At 58.6% G+C, this 22,097-nt stretch carries 21 protein-coding genes; 17 read left to right on the top strand and 4 right to left on the bottom strand.

Annotation, left to right across the window (positions count from 1 at the left end; all coding sequences use genetic code 11):
* Positions 1–218 precede the first annotated feature (218 nt).
* The 6 genes from OQ287_RS11315 (at position 219) to OQ287_RS11290 (ending at position 5,938) form a co-directional block, all read left to right on the top strand.
* Entirely contained in the window at positions 219–938 is a 720-nt protein-coding gene (locus OQ287_RS11315; RefSeq protein ID WP_265896479.1) for a FadR/GntR family transcriptional regulator, read from the top strand.
* A gap of 57 nt (positions 939–995) precedes the next feature.
* Positions 996–2,144, top strand: a complete 1,149-nt coding sequence (gene dgoD / locus OQ287_RS11310) for a galactonate dehydratase (protein WP_265896478.1) — start codon at positions 996–998, stop codon at positions 2,142–2,144.
* Positions 2,145–2,207: 63 nt separating this feature from the next.
* Positions 2,208–2,879, top strand: a complete 672-nt coding sequence (locus OQ287_RS11305) for a 2-dehydro-3-deoxy-6-phosphogalactonate aldolase (RefSeq protein ID WP_250939214.1) — start codon at positions 2,208–2,210, stop codon at positions 2,877–2,879.
* On the top strand, positions 2,876–3,790 hold the full coding sequence (locus OQ287_RS11300; protein WP_265896477.1) for a 2-dehydro-3-deoxygalactonokinase: 915 nt from the start codon (positions 2,876–2,878) through the stop codon (positions 3,788–3,790). Before OQ287_RS11305 ends, OQ287_RS11300 begins: the two co-directional genes overlap by 4 nt.
* Positions 3,791–3,888: 98 nt before the next feature.
* A complete protein-coding gene (locus tag OQ287_RS11295) occupies positions 3,889–4,725 on the top strand; it encodes an HAD-IIB family hydrolase (protein WP_250939217.1) in 837 nt (278 codons plus the stop codon).
* Positions 4,718–5,938 carry a glycosyltransferase family protein gene (locus tag OQ287_RS11290; RefSeq protein ID WP_250939219.1) on the top strand — a complete coding sequence of 407 codons (1,221 nt, stop codon included), beginning with the start codon at positions 4,718–4,720 and terminating at the stop codon, positions 5,936–5,938. The genes OQ287_RS11295 and OQ287_RS11290 overlap by 8 nt, the downstream gene beginning before the upstream one ends.
* A gap of 57 nt (positions 5,939–5,995) precedes the next feature.
* Here OQ287_RS11290 and OQ287_RS11285 read toward each other — a convergent pair whose 3' ends face one another.
* Positions 5,996–7,756 carry a sugar phosphorylase gene (locus OQ287_RS11285; RefSeq protein WP_265896476.1) on the bottom strand — a complete coding sequence of 587 codons (1,761 nt, stop codon included), beginning with the start codon at positions 7,754–7,756 and terminating at the stop codon, positions 5,996–5,998.
* Between the two features lie 308 nt (positions 7,757–8,064).
* Here OQ287_RS11285 and OQ287_RS11280 point away from each other — a divergent pair, with 308 nt between their 5' ends.
* Positions 8,065–9,057, top strand: a complete 993-nt coding sequence (locus tag OQ287_RS11280) for a TerC family protein (protein ID WP_250939223.1) — start codon at positions 8,065–8,067, stop codon at positions 9,055–9,057.
* A 66-nt stretch (positions 9,058–9,123) separates the two neighbouring features.
* Here the strand turns inward: OQ287_RS11280 and OQ287_RS11275 are convergent, their stop codons facing one another.
* Together OQ287_RS11275 and OQ287_RS11270 are read right to left on the bottom strand one after the other, a co-directional pair.
* Positions 9,124–9,372 carry a GlsB/YeaQ/YmgE family stress response membrane protein gene (locus tag OQ287_RS11275; protein ID WP_250939226.1) on the bottom strand — a complete coding sequence of 83 codons (249 nt, stop codon included), beginning with the start codon at positions 9,370–9,372 and terminating at the stop codon, positions 9,124–9,126.
* Positions 9,373–9,457: 85 nt separating this feature from the next.
* Positions 9,458–9,718, bottom strand: coding sequence for a hypothetical protein (locus OQ287_RS11270; protein ID WP_250939228.1), 261 nt, complete (start codon positions 9,716–9,718; stop codon positions 9,458–9,460).
* A 181-nt stretch (positions 9,719–9,899) separates the two neighbouring features.
* On the opposite strand from OQ287_RS11270, the gene nrdR reads away from it, so the two are divergent.
* From nrdR to lon, 9 genes are all read left to right on the top strand, one after another.
* Complete coding sequence (gene nrdR / locus OQ287_RS11265) at positions 9,900–10,358, top strand: transcriptional regulator NrdR (RefSeq protein WP_250939380.1); 459 nt, start codon at positions 9,900–9,902, stop codon at positions 10,356–10,358.
* Between the two features lie 81 nt (positions 10,359–10,439).
* On the top strand, positions 10,440–11,585 hold the full coding sequence (gene ribD, locus OQ287_RS11260) for a bifunctional diaminohydroxyphosphoribosylaminopyrimidine deaminase/5-amino-6-(5-phosphoribosylamino)uracil reductase RibD (protein ID WP_265896475.1): 1,146 nt from the start codon (positions 10,440–10,442) through the stop codon (positions 11,583–11,585).
* An 88-nt stretch (positions 11,586–11,673) separates the two neighbouring features.
* Positions 11,674–12,819 carry a bifunctional 3,4-dihydroxy-2-butanone-4-phosphate synthase/GTP cyclohydrolase II gene (gene ribBA / locus OQ287_RS11255; protein ID WP_250939232.1) on the top strand — a complete coding sequence of 382 codons (1,146 nt, stop codon included), beginning with the start codon at positions 11,674–11,676 and terminating at the stop codon, positions 12,817–12,819.
* Between the two features lie 64 nt (positions 12,820–12,883).
* Positions 12,884–13,381: a 6,7-dimethyl-8-ribityllumazine synthase gene (gene ribH / locus OQ287_RS11250; protein ID WP_250939234.1), complete on the top strand. Its 498-nt coding sequence runs from the start codon at positions 12,884–12,886 to the stop codon at positions 13,379–13,381.
* Positions 13,378–13,884 carry a transcription antitermination factor NusB gene (gene nusB / locus OQ287_RS11245; RefSeq protein ID WP_250939236.1) on the top strand — a complete coding sequence of 169 codons (507 nt, stop codon included), beginning with the start codon at positions 13,378–13,380 and terminating at the stop codon, positions 13,882–13,884. The genes ribH and nusB overlap by 4 nt, the downstream gene beginning before the upstream one ends.
* Positions 13,856–14,881, top strand: coding sequence for a thiamine-phosphate kinase (gene thiL / locus OQ287_RS11240; RefSeq protein ID WP_265896474.1), 1,026 nt, complete (start codon positions 13,856–13,858; stop codon positions 14,879–14,881). Before nusB ends, thiL begins: the two co-directional genes overlap by 29 nt.
* The gene (locus OQ287_RS11235) at positions 14,878–15,351 is read left to right on the top strand and encodes a phosphatidylglycerophosphatase A family protein (RefSeq protein WP_250939238.1); all 474 of its coding nucleotides are present in this window, start codon (positions 14,878–14,880) and stop codon (positions 15,349–15,351) included. Before thiL ends, OQ287_RS11235 begins: the two co-directional genes overlap by 4 nt.
* Before the next feature lie 27 nt (positions 15,352–15,378).
* Positions 15,379–16,641 (top strand): DUF945 family protein, encoded by a 1,263-nt coding sequence (locus OQ287_RS11230; RefSeq protein WP_265896473.1) that lies wholly within the window; start codon positions 15,379–15,381, stop codon positions 16,639–16,641.
* A gap of 185 nt (positions 16,642–16,826) precedes the next feature.
* Complete coding sequence (gene lon / locus OQ287_RS11225; RefSeq protein ID WP_250939382.1) at positions 16,827–19,187, top strand: endopeptidase La; 2,361 nt, start codon at positions 16,827–16,829, stop codon at positions 19,185–19,187.
* A gap of 65 nt (positions 19,188–19,252) precedes the next feature.
* On the opposite strand, the gene OQ287_RS11220 is transcribed toward lon, so the two are convergent.
* The gene (locus OQ287_RS11220) at positions 19,253–20,017 is read right to left on the bottom strand and encodes an SDR family NAD(P)-dependent oxidoreductase (protein WP_265896472.1); all 765 of its coding nucleotides are present in this window, start codon (positions 20,015–20,017) and stop codon (positions 19,253–19,255) included.
* Positions 20,018–20,199: 182 nt separating this feature from the next.
* Here OQ287_RS11220 and ilvD point away from each other — a divergent pair, with 182 nt between their 5' ends.
* Entirely contained in the window at positions 20,200–22,059 is a 1,860-nt protein-coding gene (ilvD, locus tag OQ287_RS11215) for a dihydroxy-acid dehydratase (protein ID WP_265896471.1), read from the top strand.
* The last annotated feature ends 38 nt before the right edge of the window (positions 22,060–22,097 follow it).

Below are 22,097 nucleotides of genomic sequence, written 5' to 3'. Positions count from 1 at the left end.
TTATGTCCTTTTTTTTATTGGTTTTTAAAATAAAAGAGACAGTGCTTCAGGTTGTCGAGCAGTATTTTATCCATGGTCAAGAAGAAGCTGCGGCGTATGGTGTTGATCGTCTTGTAGTCAGACATGCATGGACGCCACTATTGTCCAGGACTGAAACGGTTGCCAGTATGTCCGACATACGTTATTTCTATAGCTCTTTTCCTGACAGGGTTGGTCTCATGCAGGGCGCCTTTAACCGTGATGATCTGCTGGAGCAGTTGGCGCGTTCCATCTTTACCGGTGAATATGCTCCGGGCGAATTTCTGCCTCGTGAAGTGGATATTTGCCATACCTATAACGTCAGCCGCAGCACAGCCCGAAGTGCCCTTCAAACGCTGGCGGATACCGGCATTCTGGTGCGCATTTCCGGGCAGGGGACTCGGGTCCGTGATCCTCGAGAATGGCAGCTGCTGGACCCGCGTGTTACGCACTGGCTGACGCTTTATAGCGAAGCAGGACAGTTCTACATGCAGGATCTGCTCGATTTTCGAGCCTCGGTTGAGCCATTTGTCACCATGGAAGCCGCCACACGCGCCAGTGCTGCCGATTTGCACGCCATTGAAGATGCGTTGTCAGGCATGGAGGCGGCCTGGCACACCTCGGATACGGGGCATATTGACCCCCTGTTTGACGTATTCGATGTGGCATTCCATGAAGCGGTGTACGCCGCAACACATAACGTCATCTGGACACAACTTTCCCACGTACTGAAACCCATCATCCTGGCTCAGGTGGCCCGCACCAATCGTACGACTGACAGCCTGCTCGAAAGCGTCGCGTGCCATCGTCGCGTGTTTGAAGCCATTCGCCTGCGTGAGCGTCGACAGGCAGGCGAGGCCACGCAGGCCATGCTGGATCGCACGGCAGCAGATCTCGCCACGAATGCCGTGGCGTTCTGAGGTGTTGATATCGGCCAGGATGATGGCTGACCTGTTATTACCTACTGAGAGGTACCCATGAAGATTACGCGACTCAAGACCTGGCAAGTGCCCCCGCGCTGGCTGTTTCTGAAGATAGAAACCGATGAAGGTGTATACGGGTGGGGAGAGCCTGTCATTGAGGGGCGTGCCGCGACGGTACAGGCGGCGGTGCACGAACTGGAAGACTATCTGATCGGCCAGGATCCGCGGCGCATCGAGCATCTGTGGAATACCCTGTATCGCGCCGGGTTTTACCGTGGTGGCCCGATTCTGATGAGTGCCATTGCCGGAATTGACCAGGCACTGTGGGACCTCAAGGGCCGTGATCTGGGGGTGCCGGTGTATCAGCTGCTGGGTGGGCGGGTACGCGACAGGATGCGGATGTATGCCTGGACCGGTGGGGACAAGCCCCAGGATGTTGGCGCGGGTGCAAGGGCGCTGGTCGAGAAGGGGTTTACGGCGTTCAAGATGAACGGTACGGCAGAAATGGCCATGGTCGACAGCTATACCAAGGTAGATGAGGCCGTGGCCCGTGTCGCCGAAGCGCGTGAAGCCGTGGGAATGGATATCGGTATCGGCATTGATTTTCACGGCCGCGTGCACCGGCCCATGGCCAAAATTCTACTCAAGGAACTGGAGCCGTATCGCCCGATGTTTGTTGAGGAGCCGGTGCTGCCTGAGCATTTACCCTCGCTCAAGCACATTGCCGGTGGGCTGAGCTATCCCCTGGCGACCGGGGAACGGTTGCATACCCGGTATCAGTTCCGTGACCTGTTGGCGGACGGCATGATCGATATCATTCAGCCCGACCTGTCACATTGCGGTGGTATTTCCGAGGGGATGAAGATTGCCGCGCTGGCTTCCTGTCATGATGTGGCGCTGGCCCCTCACTGCCCGCTGGGGCCGTTGACCCTGGCTGCTTCCCTGCACCTGGACGCAGTGTCGCACAACGCCTTCATTCAGGAGCAGAGCATGGGGATCCACTACAATAAGGGCAATGACGTCCTGGATTACCTGGTCGACAAGACTGCTCTGACCATTACCGATGGTTATCTGGATATCCCCGAAGGGCCCGGGCTTGGGGTCGAAATTGATGAGGCCTTTGTCGAGGAGCGCTCAAAGGTCGGGCATCGCTGGCGTAATCCGGTCTGGACCCACGAGGATGGCAGCATTGCCGAGTGGTAAACACTGAATGTGAAAAGGCCCTGTCACGGCGGGGCCTTTTGAAACCTGAACAGGAGCAAGTGAATGACCGCTTTTCATGATGCACTCAAGTCACGCCCGCTGGTCGCGATTCTTCGGGGAATCAAGCCGTCCGAGGTGGAAGAGGTTTGCGATGCACTGGTCGAGGCCGGTATCAAGCTGATCGAAGTTCCGCTGAATTCTCCCTCGCCCTGGGCTTCCATCGAGACGCTGATCAAGCGTGTCCCCGCTGATGTGGTGGTTGGGGCCGGTACGGTGCTTCATCCTGCAGATGTAAAGCGGCTGGCCGAGATGGGAGGTGAGCTGGTGGTGACGCCCAATACGGATCCGGAGGTCATTGAAGCAGCCGATGACGCCGGGCTTTACAGCCTGATCGGGTGCGCAACACCCTCCGAGGCGTTCAGCGCCATCAAGCATGGTGCCAGTGGCCTCAAGCTGTTTCCCGCGGCGCGTCTGGGCTGTGATTTTCTGAAGGACATCAAATCCGTACTGCCGCCGACCGTTCCGGTCATGGCCGTGGGCGGTGTCGGCATTACCAGCATGGGGGAGTGGCACGCCGCAGGCGTCAACGGGTTTGGCTTTGGCAGCATGCTGTATGCCCCGGGCAGGTCGGCACGTGAGGTCGGGCAGACCGCCTGCGAGATTGTCGCGGAATGGGATCGCCTGCAGGAGCTGGCCGGTCAGGTTGAAGCCCAGCAACGGGAGTGTGATCAGTGAGTCAGGCCCCGCGCTATATTGTGGTGGATTGGGGGACCAGTAATTTCAGGGCCTTCCTGGTGGATGCTGCCACGGGTGAGTGCCTTGATGATCGCCGCGCCGAGGCGGGCATCAAGGCGCTGAATCGCGACGAGTTTCCACACTACTGCGCGCGCCAGCTGGGTGAGTGGCGCGCCGGAGGTGATGTGCCGGTATATCTGGCCGGGATGGTGGGTGCTGCACGAGGCTGGCGTGAGGCGCCGCAGCTTTCCCTGCCGGTAACGCTCGAGTCGTTGGCCGATCACTGCATTGATGCACCTGGCATGGAGAACAGCTGGATTATTCCTGGCGCCAAATGGGTGGATACGGAGGCCAGTGGCAATGTGGATGTCATGCGCGGTGAAGAAATTCAGATATTCGGCGCGCGGGCGCTGCTGGGCGAATCGGCCTGCTGGTTCTGTCTGCCGGGAACCCATAGCAAGTGGGCAACGCTTTCAGGGGACGCGCTGATAAGGTTTACGACGGCCATGACTGGCGAGCTTTATCATGCCGTTCGGTTTCATACCCTGCCGGGGGAGCCTGCCCGGGATGATGCGCCGCTGAATGAAGATGCCTTCCGGCTGGGCCTTGAGCGCTCCGAAGGTGAGGGGGGAGTGCTGCATGCCCTGTTTGAAGCCCGCAGCCGCCATCTGTATGCCGGCCTGGAAGCCGACGAGGTAGGCAGCTTTCTCTCCGGTGTACTGATCGGGGCGGAAGTAGAGGCCATGAGGGCATTGAGTGCCGAGCAGGAGATCGTACTGGTGGGGGCCTCCGGCCTGTCGCCGCTGTATGAAACCGCCCTGTTGCGACGTGGCATTGGAGTGCGCATGGTATCCAGTGATGCTGCGACTCTGGCGGGTGTGCGAGCGCTGATGGCCGTGCGCCACAGATGAGGGCTTTCTGCATGATGCGTTGACGTTTCCCTTGCGCCGCTTCACGGCTATTCTGCTTATTGGCTGACGCCGACAAGATCATAAACAAAGGCGCATATATGGTTTCGTTGAATGATCCCCTGCTCATCTATACCGACCTGGACGGGACGCTGCTGGACCACGAAAGCTATGACTGGTCTCCAGCAGAGCCATGGCTTGCACGTCTGCGTGATGCGGCTGTTCCCGTCATCATCAATACCAGTAAAACGGCAGCTGAAGTAGAGCAGCTTCGTCATGAACTGGACCTTTACGCCCCCTATACCGTTGAAAACGGCAGTGTCGTGGTTCTTCCTCCCGAATGGTGTGTGGATGAAACGGCCACTGCCGAGCAGTGGGCGCACCTTCCTCTGGGGGCCAGTCACGATCGAATCGTGAGCGTGTTGGCCGCTATTCGCGAGAACGAAGGCCTGAGCTTTCGTTGCTTCAGCGATATGGACACTGACGAGGTGGCCGAGCGCACCGCACTTTCAAGGGACAGGGCAGCGCTGGCCAAACAGCGTCAGGGATCGGAGCCGCTGGTCTGGGAGGATACCCCCGGACGTCTGGTGCATTTTCAGCAGGTGCTCACCGGGTTCGGACTCACCCTGACCCGTGGCGGGCGGTTTTACCATGTCATGGGGGATGAGGCGGGCAAGGGCCGCGCGGTTCATTGGCTGACGTCCCGACGTGAGGTCCTGCACCAGGAGCGCCCCTGCACGATCGGGCTGGGGGATGGGCCCAACGATGTCTCGATGCTTGAGGCCTGCGATATGGCCGTTGCCATTCATGCCCCTCATGGGCAGGTGCTTGAGGTGGACAACGCCCACTGTTATTTCACCCGTGCGTCCGGCCCCGCCGGCTGGGATGAAGGATTGACGCACTGGATCAGCCTCGAAGGGAGCACGCTGGATGAGTGATTTTTATCAAAATGGCATCATTACCAACTTTCATAACCTGGGCGACCGGCCGGTCGCTGCGCTTGAAAGCGAGTTAAGGCAGTTCTCTCGAAAACGTCCCATGGGGCTGATTCTTCCGTCCCTTTATTCCGAGCTTGAAGGACCGGCGCTGTCGAATATCGTCGATGAGCTGAGCAAGGTGGATTATATCGGTGAGATCATCATCGGGCTTGATCGTGCCAATCGGGACCAGTTCCTGCATGCTCGCGAGTTTTTCTCCCGCCTGCCCCAGCATCACCGGATCTTATGGAATGACGGCCCGCGCCTGAAGGCCATCGACAAGGAGCTGGCGAAGGAGGGGCTATCGCCGCAGGAGCCCGGGAAGGGGCGTAACGTCTGGTTCTGCTCCGGTTATGCGCTGGCTTCCGGCAAATCCGAGGCGATTGGCCTGCATGACTGCGATATCGTGACCTATGACCGTTCCCTGCTGGCCCGGCTGATGTATCCGATTGCCAATCCCCAGTTCAACTATCAGTTCTGCAAGGGCTATTACGCTCGAGTAGCCAGCGGCCGGTTGAACGGCCGCGTCGGACGGCTGATGGTGACGCCGATGCTGCGTGCGCTCAAGAAACTCTACGGGCCGCTGGATTATCTGGACTATCTGGACAGTTATCGATACCCGTTGTCGGGTGAGTTTTCGATGCGCTCGGACGTGCTGAACGACATCCGGATTCCCAGCGACTGGGGGCTTGAAATTGGCGTGCTGTCCGAGGTGCACCGGAACTATTCGACCAAGCGCCTGTGTCAGGTGGATATTGCCGATACCTATGATCACAAGCATCAGCCGTTGTCGGCAGACGATGCCAATGGCGGCCTGAACCGAATGAGCATCGATATCGCCAAGGCGCTGTATCGCAAGCTGGCGACACTTGGAGTACGTATTCAGGAAGAGGATTTCCGTACCCTCAAGGCGACGTATTATCGGACTGCGCTGGATCTGATCGAAACCTATTACAACGATGCCATGATGAATGGCCTCAAGGTAGACCGCCACAGCGAGGAGCAGGCCGTCGAACTCTTCGCGCAGGCCATCATGGATGCGGGGGCGGCATTTCTGGAAAACCCGCGGGACAAGCCGTTCATTCCGAGCTGGAGTCGTGTGCAGTCTGCCTTTCCGGCGATTCTGGATCACATGCAGCAGGCGGTGGATCTGGATAATCGCGGTGAAGTATGACGCAATTCGTTGCCCGAGCATGAAAAACGCCCCTGAAGGGGCGTTTTTCATGGGCGATCAGGGCCGGCCGTCGTTCACCAGCCAGGCGCTTCGATAGGGCTTCAGCAACAGTTGCGTCGCGTTGGGTTCCGACAGGTTATCGGTCAGATCGCGCCAGTATTCGTGCTGCAATGCCTCTGGCAGGATTATCACCTGAGGCTGGTCCGATACGTTATGCAGCGCCAGCAGCTTGCGACCCTCGCTGGTAGGGCCGCGCAGGAAGGCAAAGACCTGAGGTGCGATATCGAGGATCTTCTGCGGGGTATCCGGGTGAAAGCAGGGCTCTTCCCGGCGCAGTTGGAGCCGCTTCGTCAGGGTATCAAACACGATGCGGGTAGGCGTCGTGGGGGAGTCGAGCAGGGGCTCAAGCTGGTCTCGCTGCCATTTGCGCCGATTGATGCTGCGTAGCTTGCCGGTGTGCTGGACGCCGTTGTAGTCATTGGCTGAGGCCGTCAGGCTGTGCAGATACATGCCGGGAATACCCTGCAGCCCGAGCATGATGGTCTGGCTGCACAGAAAACGCCCGATCTGCCATGGGTCTTCGCCCTTGCGCGTCCCTTTCATGGCGTCGAAATAGGTGATGTTGATTTCGTAGGGGGAGTCCGTGCCATCCGGGCTGCTTTTCATGCTGACATGCCCGCCAAAGCGCTTCATCAGCTCAAGCATCTGGCTGATATCGTGTTCCGGCAGCAGGCCCTCCAGGGCACGTACCCCGATGCCGTCGTGGCTGGCAGTAAAATTGAAGTAGGTACAGCCCGGCGGCAGCGGCGGCAGGGTAGCAGCCCATTCGGTCAGCGGACCGGCATCGCCGGTGGTCAGGGTATGTACCAGCAGTGGCGGCAGCGTGAACTGATAAACCATATGGGCTTCATCCCCGTCGCCAAAGTAGCTGAGGTTTTCATGATGGGGCACATTGGTTTCGGTAATCAGCAGCACGCCTGGTACCAGATAATCAAACAGGGCACGAATCAACTGCACAATGGCATGGGTCTGGGGCAAGTGAATGCAGGGTGTGCCCAGCTCCTTCCACAGAAAGGCGATGGCGTCCAGGCGCACGATACGAGTGCCCTGTTCCAGGTAACCAAGCAGTACGCCGAACATTTCGATCAGTACATCGGGGTTGTCAAAGTTCAGATCGATCTGGTCTTCGGAAAAGGTCGCCCAGACATGGCGAGTGCCACGCCGGGTGGATACCGGCACCAGCAGGGGAGTGTTGCGCGGGCGAGTCACCAGCGATACGTTGGTCTCGGGAGGCAGCTCGATGAAGTAGTCACGACCGGGTTGCGTCCCGGCAATGTAGTCGGCAAACCACAGGGACTCCCTGGACACATGGTTGATGACCAGATCCACCATCAGGTTGTGCCCTTCGGCTATGCGGCGCACATCCGACCAGCCGCCAAGATCAGGACTGACTTCCCGATAATGCTTGATGGAAAATCCGTCGTCGGAGCTCCAGGAGAAGAAGGGCAGGATATGGACCGCACTGAAGGTGTCGGCCAGCCGCTCGTTCAGGAAACGATACAGCTCATCAAGCGGAAAAATCTCGGCATCGGCCGACTTGATCGTATCGCCGTAGGTAATGAGAAACTGGCTCTTTTCGCTCCACAGCGGTCGCGGTGTATTGTCGAAGTGACCACGATAGCCGTCAATCAGCTGCAAAAGGCGGCGAAGTATGGATTCAGAGCGCTCTTCGCCGTACACATATTCAAGCAGTGTTCGTGCCCGGTCGGTAAATGCATCTTCGGATAATGGGGAAACCGTGTATTCACGTGCGCCCATGGGAAGCTCCTGGTGCCTTGTTGTTATGGATGGCGTCTTGCTGCCCTTTTACTGTAGCCCGGCAAAAGGCCCTGTACGACCATTGGCCAGGTATTAAGCTGAAGCACCTTGCATGTGGATAAGGACTCATGGAGACTTGCCGAGCGTCAGGAGGGGAGTATTCCAGGTCGTGCTTGTCACGCGCGAAGGTGCCGTCATCACGGGTTAACCCCCCGGTGCCTTTGGCAGCCTCAGGGCTGCGGGAGAGACCTCCGGTAGCCGGTCCGGCCAGGTGTCGGATTTTTTTTGACTCACCGGAGTAATGTGCTGTGCATGTACCTGCCTGGATCTGGGAAGTAACCATCGGGGGCTTTGCCGCCCTGTTTCTATTTGATTTTCTTGCACATACCCGCAAGGCCCATACGCCTTCCATGAAGGAGGCAGCGCTCTGGTCGCTGTTTTATATTGCGTTGGCCCTGGTGTTCTGTGCCGGTGTCTGGCGCTTCTGGGGCCACGGCCACGGCGGGGAGTTTCTGGCGGGCTTCATCACCGAGAAAAGCCTGTCGGTGGATAACCTCTTTGTCTTTGCCATCATCATGGCGAAATTCAATGTGCCACGGCAGTACCAACAGAAAGCCCTGCTGATCGGCATTATCATTGCTCTTGTCCTGCGCGGTATCTTCATCGCTGTCGGGGCGGCTGCCATCAACGAATTCAGCTGGGTGTTCTACATCTTTGGCCTGTTCCTTTTGTATACCGCGGTCAAGCTGGCAATGGAAAGCATGGCGCATGGCAAGGAAGAAGAGGAATACGAGCCGAATCTGATCGTGAAGTTTGCCGAGAAACATTTGTCGATGACGGAGCAGTTTCATGGCAATGCCCTGTTCACCAGGGAAAACGGCAAGCGGGTCATGACACCGCTGTTTCTGGTTGTGCTGGCGCTGGGACTGACCGATGTACTGTTTGCACTGGACTCGATCCCGGCGATTTATGGCCTGACGCAGGAACCCTACATTGTCTTTACCACCAATGCCTTTGCCTTGCTGGGCCTGCTGCAGCTGTATTTTCTGCTGGGTGGCCTGCTGGACCGGCTGGTGTACCTGGGGGTCGGGCTGTCAGCGATCCTGGCATTCATCGGGGTCAAGCTTGTCTTTCATGCCATGTCGGAAAACACGCTGCCGTTTCTCAATAATGGCGAGTCGATTACCTGGGTGCCGCATATTTCCACCTGGCTGTCCCTGTCGATTATCATTGGCGTGCTGATCATCACCACGGTGGCCAGCCTTGCCAAAAGCAGAAAGGACAAGCGCGCAGCCTCTTGAGTTATTGTTCTGTAATGAAAACGCCCGGCCATTTTGGCCGGGCGTTTTCATTCAGCGGGTACTCGATCAGCGACGAACGACGCGATAAAGCACCAGCAGTACAATGGCACCGAGCACCGCGACGACAAAGCTGCCGAAGTTGAACCCGCTGACACCGCCCATGCCGAGTGCGGTACCGATCCAGCCTCCGACCACGGCACCCAGGATACCGATGACGATCGTGATGATGAAGCCACCCGGATCCTTGCCCGGCATCAGCAGTTTGGCGATAGCGCCTGCAATCAGGCCAAATACAATCCATGCGATAATGCCCATACTCACCTCCGTGTCAGTCCAGGGCGGTGCTGACAGATGTCAGCACCTGCCAGCAAGATACGCGGTAGGTGTGGCCTTGTCGACGTCAGCGGCCCGTCGACAGACGAAATATGCAGGACAGCATGTTGAGTCCCATGGCTCCTGCAAAGGCCAGGGCAATCCCCAGCTGGCTGAATTCACCTTCCGGCAGAAGGCCTGCCAGCGACGCGATGAAGGCAAGCCCCGTGCCACCGAGGGCGCCGGCCCCCATGCTGCCCAGAAAACCGAGCATGATGCGTTGTGGTACCACCACGTTAAACATCAGGCCGGTCAGAATGCCGGTAAAAAACCAGGAAAGAATATCCATGAAATGCTCCTTGAGCAGAAGTGTGTTGAATCAATTCCGGCGCAATATGCATTGATGCACAGTGACGCAATTTTCCCCACGGGGTCCGGGCGGTTACAATGAGCCTCATCGTGGCTCGGGGGCTGGTAGCGTTCAGGCCCTGCCCGGGCTGTTTTCTCTTTTTTTCATCGGAAGTCTGCCGATGCACTGTCCATTTTGCGGTACACACGAAACCAAGGTCTCCGACTCCCGTCTGGTAGCCGACGGTGACCAGGTGCGTCGCCGCCGCCAGTGCCTGGCCTGTGGCGAGCGCTTTACTACCTATGAAACCGCCGAACTGATCATGCCGCGCATCATCAAGGGCGACGGGTCACGTGAAAGCTTTGATGAAGACAAGCTGCGTGCCGGCATGATGCGCTCGCTGGAAAAGCGACCGGTCAGCGCCGAGAGCATTGAAGCAGCCATACTTCGCATCCGTCAGAACCTGCGGGCGCGCGGCGAACGTGAAGTGGCGGCGCGCATTGTCGGCGAGCAGGTCATGGAGCAGCTTCGGCGACTGGATCAGGTGGCCTATATTCGATTTGCCTCGGTCTATCGTCGGTTTCAGGATCTGGACGAATTCCGAGCGGAAATTGAACGCTTAACCGGCGACCTTTCATAGCGACACGTTGTCGCAGAAAGCTCATTTGTTTATTCAGGCGGTGCACGTGAATGCGTCGCCTGCTTTCAGGAACCCACTGTAATGTCCGGTCAGTTTGAAATGGACGCTCTCTATATGGCGCACGCCCTGCGGCTGGCAGAACGAGGCCGCTACACTACCGCTCCCAATCCGTGCGTCGGCTGCGTGCTGGTCAGGGATGGCCAGATTGTGGGCGAGGGCTGGCACCTTTGGGTGGGAGAGAACCATGCAGAAGTCAACGCCCTGCACGATGCAGGAGACCAGGCGCGCGGTGCTACCGCTTATGTAACGCTGGAGCCGTGCTCGCATCACGGTCGCACGCCACCCTGTTCTCAGGCGCTTGTCGATGCCGGTATTGTCCGGCTGGTGGTGGCCATGCAGGACCCCAATCCGCAGGTCGCCGGACGTGGCTTCAGAATGTGTGAAGATGCAGGTATCGAGATTGTGCGTGGGGTGCTTGAAGCCGATGCCATGGCCCTGAACCGAGGGTTTGTGGCACGAATGACGGGACGTCGGCCCTTTACGCGCCTCAAGATGGCCATGAGCATGGATGGCCGCACCGCGATGGCCAGCGGGGAGTCCCAGTGGATTACCGGCCCGGCGGCCCGTGATGAAGTGCAACGCCTGCGTGCACTGTCCAGCGCCGTGGTGACGGGCATTGATTCTATCCTGTACGACGATAGCCGCCTCACCGTGCGCCTGCCCGAGGCGGGTGAGCCAGCGGTGCCCGTGCCTGCGGGTCGACCTTACCGTCAGCCGCTTCGTGTGGTTGTGGATACCCATCTTCGAATGCCGGTGGCAGCCCGTTGCCTGAGCGAGCCCGGTCGCACGCTGATCGCAACGATTTCCACCGATGAGACAAAGCGGCAGGTGCTGGAACGTGCTGGTGCCAGTTGTATTGTTCTGCCGGCAACCCCGGATGGCCAGGTGGATCTTGAGGCGCTGTGGCGCTATCTGGGTCAGCAGGAAGCCTGCAATGACATCCTGCTTGAAACCGGCGCCACGCTGGCCGGCGCAGCGCTGGAGGCCGGTCTGGTTGATGAGATGCATCTTTTCATGGCGCCGACACTGCTCGGGCCCGAGGCTCGTCCGCTGTTTTCGATGGCGGGCATGACTGCCATGGCACATCAGCGTCATCTTCATATCGAAGATGTTCGTGCGTTCGGTGACGACTGGCGTATTCTCGCCCGGCCCCGTATACAGGGGTAACCCGGTATTGCTGCAAGGTTGGCAGCCCGGCCGCCCGGCAGGTAGGCTGTCCGCCGGTGTGGCGTTCACAGCCCGACAAGGAGCAAGCATGGCCCTTTCACGCATTCAGGACCTGGTCGACGACATTCGGCAAGGCAAGATGGTGATTCTCATGGATGATGAGGATCGCGAGAACGAAGGTGACATCATCATGGCGGCCGAGTGCGTCGAGGCCAGCCATATCAATTTCATGGCGCGTCATGCCTGTGGGCTGATCTGCATGCCGATGCATCGTGACCAGTGCGAGCGGCTGGGCCTGGATCTGATGGTCAAGCGCAACGGGTCGGGCTTTGGCACCAAGTTTACCGTTTCCATCGAGGCGGCCACCGGGGTAAGTACCGGGATTTCCGCGGCGGATCGAGCGCGTACCGTTCGGGCGGCGGCGGCCCGTGGTGCTCGGGCCGATGATATCGTTCAGCCGGGGCATGTGTTTCCGTTGATGGCCGAGGAGGGTGGCGTACTTCGTCGTGCCGGCCATACCGAGGCCGCATGTGACCTGGCGGCCATGGCCGGGTTTTCACCTACCGGCGTCATCTGTGAAATCATGAACGATGACGGCTCCATGGCGCGTCGCCCCGAGCTTGAAGTCTTTGCCGAGGCGCACGGCATTCGCATCGGTACCATTGCGGATCTGATCCACTACCGGATGATGAACGAGAAAACGGTCGAGCCTGCCGGTGAGGAAGTCGTCGAGACCACGCTGGGCGAATTTCGGCTGCACCGCTTTTTTGACACTACGCTGGATACCCATCATCTGGCCCTGGTCAAGGGGACGCCGACGCCGGATACGATCACCACGGTTCGGGTGCATGTGTCAGACCCGCTGCGTGATCTGTTGATGCTGAAGCGCAGTGGTCAACGTACCGGATGGAATGCGCAGGAAGCCCTGATGGAAGTGGCCAGGGCCGAGCAGGGCGTGATGGTGCTGCTGGATACACGCAGCACCGGCGGGGATCTCAAGGACCAGCTGGACGTCTTTTTTGAACGTACGCGCGTTCCCCGCGATAACGTATCCGACGGCAGCGGCAGTTACCTGACCATCGGGACGGGCGCGCAGATTCTTCGGAACCTGGGTGTCGGTAAAATGCGACTGCTCAGTTCGCCCTGGCGCTTCTCGGCCCTGTCCGGTTTTGACCTTGAAGTCATAGAACAGCTTGGTGGCGATACCCTCGACGGCCAACAACCGGTAGAATAGCCTCCCTTTATCACCGGATCATCGAACCGCGGCCTGCTGTTGCCGCGGTCAAGGAATACGTGTCATGCAACCTATTGCTCAAGTAGAAGGCCGTTTCACCGAGATCGACGGGCGTTATGCCATCGTCGTGGGCCGTTTCAACCATCACGTCGTGGATAGCCTGGTGGAAGGAGCAGTTGATGCCCTGGTGCGCCACGGCGTCAGTGAAGAAAACATCGACCTGATCCATGTGCCTGGCGCATGGGAGCTGCCTCTGGCGGTCAAGCGGGCCCTGACCTTTCTGGAGCCTGATGCGGTCATTGCACTGGGCGCCGTGATCCGTGGTGGTACGCCGCACTTCGAACATATTGCCGGTCAGTGCAACAGCGCGATGAATACGCTGCAGCTTGAATTCGACACACCGATAGCCAATGGCGTACTGACCGTCAATACCATCGAGCAGGCCATCGAGCGCTCCGGTACCAAGGCAGGCAACAAGGGCGCGGAAGCGGCCATGGCAGCAATGGAAATGGTGTCTCTGCTGCGTCAGTTGGGCGGTATGCGTATCGGAGGTGATGCGTGAGTCAGCCAAGGCCCCAGAAGGCGCCCTCGAAGGCACAGCTGGCACGTCGGGCAGCGCGGGAACTGGCTGTACAGTGTCTCTACCAGTGGCAAATGACCGACAAGCCGATTTCACAGCTGGAAGCCGAATTTCGCGCCCAGTTGCCGGACGATGACATGCCTGCTCATGAGAACTGGGCCGAGGTCATGAAAATTGCCGATATCGCGCTGTTTCGTGAGCTGTTGCAGGGCGTATCCCGCTTCAAGGCCGAGATTGACCAGCTGATTTCGCCGCTTCTGGACCGCAAGCTCGACGAGCTTGATCAGGTCGAGCTGGCGATTCTACGGCTGGGAGCCTACGAACTTGCCAAGCGCCTTGAAGTGCCTTACCGCGTGGCCATCAATGAAGGCGTGGAGCTTGCCAAGTCCTTTGGTGCCACCGATGGCCACAAGTTTGTGAATTCCATTCTCGACCGCCTGGCCCTTCAGCTGCGTAGTGCTGAAGTCAAGGCGCGTCGCCGTTGATCGCCTGCTGACGATGGCGGCTCTCGGCGAGTTTGACCTGATCAAGCGCTGTTTCGTGCGAGCCCTGGGTTCGCGTGATGCAGACGGCTACGCCCGCCACGAGCAGGATGCTGCCGGCGTGGTGCTTGGTCCCGGTGATGATGGTGCCGTGCTGGCACCGCGTCCGGGCCATCAGCTGGTGGTCAGCGCGGATACCTCCAATGTGGGTGTGCACTTTCCGGCCGACGCGCCAGCGGACGCCATCGGGCATCGTGCCCTTGCCGTCAATCTGAGTGACCTCGCCGCCATGGGGGCGGTGCCACGCTGGTATACACTTGCCCTGACGCTACCCGATGCCGACGCCGAGTGGCTGGATGACTTTGCCACCGGGTTGCATCGGCTGGCTGACCTGCACGGCATTACGCTGGTAGGCGGCGATGTGACGCGTGGGCCCCTGTCGATCAGTATTACCGTGATGGGTGAAGTACCTGCCGGTGAACTCATCAGTCGCCATGGTGCTCGTCCTGGAGATGTGCTGGCTGTCACCGGCCCGATGGGCGGGGCGCATGGCGGGCTTGAACTATGGCAGCAGGGGCAACGCGACATGGGCCACCCTCTGATTGCGGCGTATCTTCTGCCGGAGCCTCGCGTGGCCGCCGGACAATGCCTGCGAGGCCTGGTGTCGGCCGGGCTCGATATTTCCGACGGCCTGTGGGCTGATCTGGGGCATCTGTGTCTGGCCAGTGGTGTGGGGGCGCAGTTGATGCCTTCCGTACCTGTCGCCCCCGATCTGGCAACGGCCACCGAGTCCGCCCGAGATGCTGCCGTCTGGCATGGTGGTGATGATTACGAACTGTTGCTGGCTATTGCGCCGGGGCAGTGGGATGTAGCCAACGAGGCAATGTCATCGATTGGCGGCAAGCTTTATCCCATCGGGGAGTGCACGTCCACTGCCGGGATTCATGGCGGGCCGTCATCTGCCGGTGGCTGGCAGCACTTCGCAGGAGACGCCTCATGACGCCTGTACCAAAAAGTATCTGGCGCAACCCGATTCATTTCCTGGCCTTCGGGCTGGGCAGTGGTGCGGCCCCGTTCGCCCCTGGCACCTTCGGAACCCTTGCCGCGATTCCCTTTTACTGGATGTTGAGCTTTCTATCACTGCCGACCTACCTGCTGGTGGTGCTGGTGGCGATGATTGTGGGCATTTATCTGTGTGGACGAACCTCCCGGGACCTGGGGGTGCATGACCATTCAGGCATCGTATGGGACGAGTTTGTCGGGTACTGGCTGACCATGGCGGCCGTGCCATTTTCATGGCAGGCCGCCCTGTGGGGATTTGCCATTTTTCGTGTGTTTGACGTGATCAAGCCCTGGCCCATTCGGACGGTAGACCGCCGGGTGGCTGGTGGCTTTGGCATCATGTTCGATGATGTGCTGGCAGGCGTGTACGCCTGGAGCACAATGCATTTGTGGTTCTGGCTTCACTAGCCGGTGCTGTCTGTCTCTGGAGGGGAAATGAAAAAAGCGGTCGTTTATGGACTGGGTGGCGTCATTATAGTGGGTGCAGCCCTGTGGGTCGGTGGGCATGCCTACAGTGCACACCGGTTTGACCAGGAGTTGACGCGCCAGGTAGAACAGATCAATGCCGCCGACAACGGGATGACAATGGACGTGGCTGATCGGCATGATGGCTGGTTTACCTCGACCGGGGTGTTGAATGTCCGTTATCAACCCGATGCCCAGGCTACTCCCCTGAACCTGCAGGCGCCCTGGACGGCTCATCACGGCCTGCTTTCTACCGGTCTTGACGGCACCCTTGATGCGCGTACCGGTGCTAATGCGCCCTGGGTACTGTCGGATATTCTGGCGGATGGCAAAAAGGCGCATTTCGATGCCACGCTCAAGCATTTTGATCAGAGCGGCAAGGCCGAGCTTGAGATGCCGGACATGAAGGCCGATACCGGGCTTCAGATGATGAACATCAACGGGCTGACGATCAGAGCGGATTACACCGACGCCTCTGTCAACGCCACGGCGGATCTGGCAGGGCTTGAGTATCGTGATGCACAGGGGGCCATGACGGCCGGCGCGTCACGTTTCGTGATGGATCAGAAGGGGCCGAGGGATAACCCGGATCACCAGAAATATCACATGACCTCGGACGGGCTTACCCTGTCGGCCAGTCAGTTGATGCCGGTCACGATCGGTGCACTGGAGTTTTCCGGGGAAGCAGTCAGGGATAATGACCAGTGGAATCAGCATTCCAGTGGCAGCCTGAATGGCATTGAAGCCTCGGGACAGGCGCTGGGTGATATCGCCTTTGAAAGCACGCTTGATGGGCTGGACGCCACGGCATGGCAGGCCATTGCGGCCATTGCCAATGAACATCCGGAGTGGTTCGAGGATACGGATGCCATCACGTCGCAGCGTACGTTGACGGCGATATCTCCGCATGTACTCAAGCTGCTGGCACCGTCACCGGTGTTTACCCTCAAGACCCTCTCCCTTGAAAGCCCGATGGTCAAGGAGCCGGTAGACATGACTGGCCGCCTGACGTTTGACGGACAGGGCATCGACACCATGCCGGCCGATGCGCTGACTACTCCTCAGGGACAGGACGCGTTGATCAATCGACTGAATGGCACCTTTACGCTGAATCATGCTCCGCCACTGGTAGCGCTGTTTGCAGGGTTATCACCTGATCAGCAGACGCTGGTCTTCCGGATTGATCAGGGGGTTGTGACAGTCAATGACCAGAGACTGATGCGTTTGAACTAGTCTGTGAGATGGCAATGAGTTACTGCGCGCTCCTTTCGGGGCGCGTTTTTGTATCCGGGTGCTTGATTGCACACTGTATCGCCCATATTGCTGATCTCATCGAGACATGACATGTCTCCACCAGACCAGGGAAGAACATGACGGATCAACACGACGAGTTTGAAGTACTGATCGACGATGACGGGATGGATACGGCGTCTCCCGGCCAGGGCATGGTGCCAAGCCAGGAATCGCTTCCCGAGCGTCTTTATTTGCTGCCACTGCATAATCGCCCCTTTTTCCCCGCCCAGGTGCAGCCACTTCTGGTCAACATGGCACGCTGGGGTGAGACCATGCAGGCCGTTGCCAAAACGTCACACCACATGGTGGGTGTGGCTTTTGTGGGTGACGGGCAGTCTGACGATCTCAGCGATGATGATTTTCCGACCGTCGGCACGGCGGTGAAGGTTCATCAGGCCAAGCAGTCCAATGAGCAGATTCAGTTCATTGCCCGCGGGCTGCGCCGATTCCGGATTGTGCGCTGGCTGTCTCGGACGCCCCCGTATCTGGTTGAAGTGCAGTATCCCAGAGAAGCTCTCGATAAGCACAGCGACGAGACGCGTGCCTATGCGATGTCGATCATCAATGGCATCAAGGAACTGCTGCCGATCAATCCGCTCTATGGGGAAGAGCTCAAGAATTACCTGCACCATTTCAGTCCCAACGAGCCGGGCCCACTGACGGATTTTGCGGCTGCCATCACCTCTGCAGAAGGCCATGAGCTGCAGGGCGTGCTGGAAACCCTGCCGGTGCTTGAGCGCATGCAGGTGGTGCTTCCGTTACTGCGCAAGGAAATCGATGTTGCCAAGCTTCAGGGTGAAATCTCCGAGCAGGTCAATTCCAGGATGCAGGAACATCAGCGCCAGTTCTTTCTGCGTGAGCAGCTCAAGGTCATTCAGAAGGAACTCGGCATTTCAAAGGATGACCGCGACAACGATGTCGATACGTTCCGGGAGCGAATGGAGGGCCTGGTTGTCCCGCCGAAAGTACTGACGCGCATCGAGGAGGAGCTCGACAAGCTGGGAATGCTTGAAACCGGCTCCCCGGAATACGGCACCACCCGGAACTACCTGGACTGGCTGACTTCGTTGCCCTGGGGCGTCTTCTCAAGGGATCAGCTGGACCTGCCTCATGCCCGCAGTGTGCTCAATCGAGATCATGATGGGCTGGATGATGTAAAGGAACGCATCATCGAGTTTCTGGCCGAGGGCACCTTCAAGGGGGATGTCGGGGGCTCGATTCTGCTGCTGGTGGGCCCACCAGGGGTCGGCAAGACCTCGATAGGCCGGTCCATTGCCGAGGCGCTGGATCGGAAGTTCTATCGCTTCTCGGTCGGTGGCATGCGGGATGAAGCTGAAATCAAGGGGCATCGACGCACTTACATCGGTGCAATGCCTGGCAAGCTGGTGCAGGCACTGAAGGAAATCGAGGTACAAAACCCGGTCATCATGCTTGATGAGATCGACAAGCTGGGGCAGTCCTTCCAGGGCGATCCGGCGTCGGCCCTGCTTGAGGTTCTGGACCCGGAGCAGAATTCGGATTTCCTGGATCACTATCTGGATGTGCGTCTCGACTTGTCGAAGGTGCTGTTCATCTGCACGGCTAATCAGCTGGATACCATCCCCGGGCCATTGCTGGACCGAATGGAGCAGATTCGACTCTCCGGTTACATTGCCGAGGAAAAATACGGCATTGCCCGTCACTTTCTCTGGCCGCGTCTTCTGAGTCGCAATAACATCCCCAAAAAGCGCATCAACCTGACCAATGCTGCGCTCAAGCAGGTCATCGAAGGCTATGCCCGTGAATCAGGTGTGCGCCAGCTCGAGAAGCAGCTTCACCGCATTGTGCGCAAGGCTGCCGTGCGGTTACTGGAAAGCGAGGAGGAGACCGTCAAGGTGTCGGTCAATAACCTCGAGGAGTTCCTGGGAGCACCCATTTTTCGCAAGGAGAAGGTACTGCGTGGTGAAGGCGTAGTCACTGGTCTTGCCTGGACATCCATGGGCGGAGCTACGCTGCCCATCGAGGCCAGCTGTGTACACAGCCTGTCACGGGGGCTGAAGCTGACCGGCAAGCTGGGCGAGGTAATGCAGGAATCTGCCAATCTGGCTTACAGTTTTGCCGTTGCGCACCTGGAAGAATATGGTGCGCCAAAGGGCTTTTTCGACGAGGCCTTTGTACACATGCATGTGCCGGAAGGTGCCACGCCCAAGGATGGCCCTTCGGCGGGCGTTACCATGACCACGGCGCTACTCTCTCTGGCACTGGAACGTCAGATTGATCGTCCTCTGGCCATGACCGGTGAGATCACGCTGACGGGACAGGTATTACCAGTCGGTGGGATTCGCGAAAAGGTCATTGCTGCACGCCGCAGTGATATCCCCGAGCTGATTCTTCCTCAGGCCAACAAGCGGGATTATGACGAACTGCCCGAGTATCTGAAGCAGGGCATGACCGTGCATTTTGCGACCAGATACAGTGATGTATCGCGAATTGTCTTCGGGCAATAGCCGGCAGTAATCATTCAAAAGGCCACCCGACAGGGTGGCCTTTTTTTCATGGATAAGCCGACTTCCTACTCGCGATCAACGGCAAGCCCTGCCCAGGACTGGCAGACCGGCATGATTTCGAGGCGGTTGATATTAAGGTGTGGCGGCAGGGTTGCCGCATAAAATACCTGCTCGGCAATATCTTCCGGCTGGATGGGCTCAACACCGCTGTACAGGTTATCACTGGCCTGATGATCGCCTTTCATGCGTACCAGCGTGAATTCGGTTTCGGCCATGCCTGGCGCGATATCGGTCACGCGCACGCCGGTGCCCTTGAGGTCGCAGCGCAGGTTATAGGAAAACTGGTTCACGAATGCCTTGGAGGCGCCATAGACATGGCTGCCCGGGTAGGGCCACAGGGCGGCCGTTGAACTGATGTTGATGATGGCGGCTCCGCGGCCCACCCTGATCAGCGTGTTCAGAAGTGCATGTGTCACGTTGAGCAGGCCGGTAATGTTGGTATCCACGACCGTATGCCAGTCCTCGAGGCTGGCTTCCTGTGCGGGCCCGGCGCCCAGCGCCAGACCGGCATTGTTGACCAGACAGGTAACGTCTGAAAACTCGGGAGGCAAGTCATTGATCATTGCTGTCACGGCCTGGCTGTCACGAACATCGAGAACAGCGCTGTATACCGGTACGCTGTCTTTCAGGTCCGTTTTCAGGTCTTCAAGCCGTTCCTGGCGTCTACCGGTCAGTATCAGGGCCCAGCCGGCGCTGGCAAAGCGGTGTGCACAGGCACGACCGAACCCGGAGGTGGCCCCGGTAATGAACACGACGGGCGTCGACATCATGAATCTCCATTATCAGTGAATACACACAGGTGAGCATAACCGCTTTCTGCCGGCTCTGCGTGCTCCTGGTCTGGTCAAGGGCGCGCGCCCCGTGACAAAATGATTTTGCTGAGACACATGGCAACCCTGTTGCCCGTCATGACGCTGATAATGCGCAGACGAATAAACAAGATGAGGACATCATGCCCGAATATCGCTCTAGAACGACAACCCAGGGTCGTAACATGGCTGGTGCCCGCGCGCTCTGGCGTGCGACCGGCATGAAGGATGACGACTTTCAGAAACCGATTATTGCCGTAGCAAACTCCTTCACCCAGTTTGTGCCCGGCCATGTTCACCTGAAGGACATGGGGCAGCTGGTGGCACGTGAAATCGAGAAGGCCGGTGGCGTGGCGAAGGAATTCAATACCATCGCGGTGGATGACGGCATCGCCATGGGCCACGACGGCATGCTTTACTCGCTGCCGAGTCGCGACATCATTGCCGACAGCGTGGAGTACATGGTGAACGCCCATTGCGCTGATGCACTGGTCTGTATTTCCAACTGCGACAAGATTACCCCGGGGATGCTGATGGCGGCCATGCGGCTGAACGTGCCGGTCATCTTCGTATCTGGCGGGCCGATGGAAGCAGGCAAGACCAAACTGCTGAATCATGGTCTGGATCTGGTTGATGCCATGGTCATGGCGGCCGACGATAGCGTGGACGACGAGACGCTCAACGAAGTCGAACGCAGTGCGTGCCCGACCTGCGGAAGCTGTTCCGGCATGTTCACTGCCAACTCGATGAACTGTCTGACGGAAGCCCTGGGTCTGGCCCTTCCCGGTAACGGTACCACCCTTGCGACGCACAGTGATCGGCGGCGGCTGTTTGAAACGGCAGGTCACCGTATCGTTGACCTGGCCAAGCGCTATTATGAAGGCAATGAGGCGCACCTTCTGCCGCGGGCCATCGGCTCGAAGGCAGCCTTCAGAAATGCCATGACGCTGGATATTGCCATGGGGGGATCCACCAACACGATCCTTCACCTGCTGGCTGCGGCTCAGGAAGCCGAGATCGATTTCACAATGGCCGATATTGACCGGCTTTCACGTGAAGTACCCCAGCTTTGCAAGCTGGCGCCCAATACGCAGAAGTATCACATGGAAGACTGTCACCGTGCCGGTGGCATCATGGCCATTCTGGGTGAGCTTGATCGGGCCGGTGTTCTCGATACGTCGGTGCCTACCGTATATGGCGATACGCTGAAGGCCGCTCTGGATGAGTGGGATATCATGCGTAACCCTACACCGGAAGTAGTGGACTTCTTCAAGGCCGGGCCGGGGGGCGTACGCACTCAGGAAGCATTTTCACAGTCATCCCGTTGGCCGTCACTGGACGGTGATCGTGCCAACGGGTGTATTCGCAACCTTGACAATGCCTTCTCCCGTGAAGGTGGTCTGGCCGTGCTGTACGGCAATATCGCCGAGAGTGGCTGCGTGGTCAAAACCGCTGGCGTTGATGACTCCATTCTGGTGTTCGAAGGCCCGGCACATGTGGTCGAGTCTCAGGATCAGGCTGTCGAGCACATTCTTGATGACAAGGTGAAGGAAGGCGAAATTGTCGTAATCCGGTATGAGGGGCCTCGTGGCGGCCCTGGCATGCAGGAAATGCTGTATCCGACCTCCTACCTGAAGTCGAAGGGAATGGGCAAGTCATGTGCGTTGCTGACTGATGGACGTTTCTCCGGCGGCACCTCCGGCCTGTCGATCGGTCACGTTTCCCCTGAGGCGGCTGCCGGTGGCGCAATCGGTCTGGTCGAGCAGGGCGATATGATCAGGATCGATATCCCCAATCGCACCATCAATGTCGATCTTTCCATGGAAGAGCTGGCGCACCGTCGTCAGGCGATGAATGATCGCGGCGAAGATGCCTGGAAACCTGGTATCACCAGGGACCGACATGTGTCGGCTGCTCTCAAGGCCTACTCACTGCTGGCTACCTCAGCAGATCGTGGCGCGGTGCGTGATATTACCAAGCTGGAACAGTTGTTGAGCCAGTAACACCGTTCCCTATAAAAAGGCTCGCCACCGGCGAGCCT

The sequence above is a fragment of the Larsenimonas rhizosphaerae genome, from assembly GCF_026240105.1.
GTDB classification, from domain to species: Bacteria; Pseudomonadota; Gammaproteobacteria; order Pseudomonadales; family Halomonadaceae; genus Larsenimonas; species Larsenimonas rhizosphaerae.
The sequence above is the reverse complement of the archived record's forward strand: the minus strand, read 5'-3'. Positions and strand labels throughout refer to the sequence as shown.

Coding starts and splice junctions, on each gene's coding strand:
- OQ287_RS11315 (WP_265896479.1), top strand. CDS start 219: ATGCAGGGCGCCTTTAACCGTGATGATCTGCTGGAGCAGTTGGCGCGT.
- dgoD (WP_265896478.1), top strand. CDS start 996: ATGAAGATTACGCGACTCAAGACCTGGCAAGTGCCCCCGCGCTGGCTG.
- OQ287_RS11305 (WP_250939214.1), top strand. CDS start 2,208: ATGACCGCTTTTCATGATGCACTCAAGTCACGCCCGCTGGTCGCGATT.
- OQ287_RS11295 (WP_250939217.1), top strand. CDS start 3,889: ATGGTTTCGTTGAATGATCCCCTGCTCATCTATACCGACCTGGACGGG.
- OQ287_RS11290 (WP_250939219.1), top strand. CDS start 4,718: ATGAGTGATTTTTATCAAAATGGCATCATTACCAACTTTCATAACCTG.
- OQ287_RS11285 (WP_265896476.1), bottom strand. CDS start 7,756: ATGGGCGCACGTGAATACACGGTTTCCCCATTATCCGAAGATGCATTT.
- OQ287_RS11275 (WP_250939226.1), bottom strand. CDS start 9,372: ATGGGCATTATCGCATGGATTGTATTTGGCCTGATTGCAGGCGCTATC.
- OQ287_RS11270 (WP_250939228.1), bottom strand. CDS start 9,718: ATGGATATTCTTTCCTGGTTTTTTACCGGCATTCTGACCGGCCTGATG.
- nrdR (WP_250939380.1), top strand. CDS start 9,900: ATGCACTGTCCATTTTGCGGTACACACGAAACCAAGGTCTCCGACTCC.
- ribD (WP_265896475.1), top strand. CDS start 10,440: ATGTCCGGTCAGTTTGAAATGGACGCTCTCTATATGGCGCACGCCCTG.
- ribBA (WP_250939232.1), top strand. CDS start 11,674: ATGGCCCTTTCACGCATTCAGGACCTGGTCGACGACATTCGGCAAGGC.
- ribH (WP_250939234.1), top strand. CDS start 12,884: ATGCAACCTATTGCTCAAGTAGAAGGCCGTTTCACCGAGATCGACGGG.
- OQ287_RS11235 (WP_250939238.1), top strand. CDS start 14,878: ATGACGCCTGTACCAAAAAGTATCTGGCGCAACCCGATTCATTTCCTG.
- OQ287_RS11230 (WP_265896473.1), top strand. CDS start 15,379: ATGAAAAAAGCGGTCGTTTATGGACTGGGTGGCGTCATTATAGTGGGT.
- lon (WP_250939382.1), top strand. CDS start 16,827: ATGGATACGGCGTCTCCCGGCCAGGGCATGGTGCCAAGCCAGGAATCG.
- OQ287_RS11220 (WP_265896472.1), bottom strand. CDS start 20,017: ATGATGTCGACGCCCGTCGTGTTCATTACCGGGGCCACCTCCGGGTTC.
- ilvD (WP_265896471.1), top strand. CDS start 20,200: ATGCCCGAATATCGCTCTAGAACGACAACCCAGGGTCGTAACATGGCT.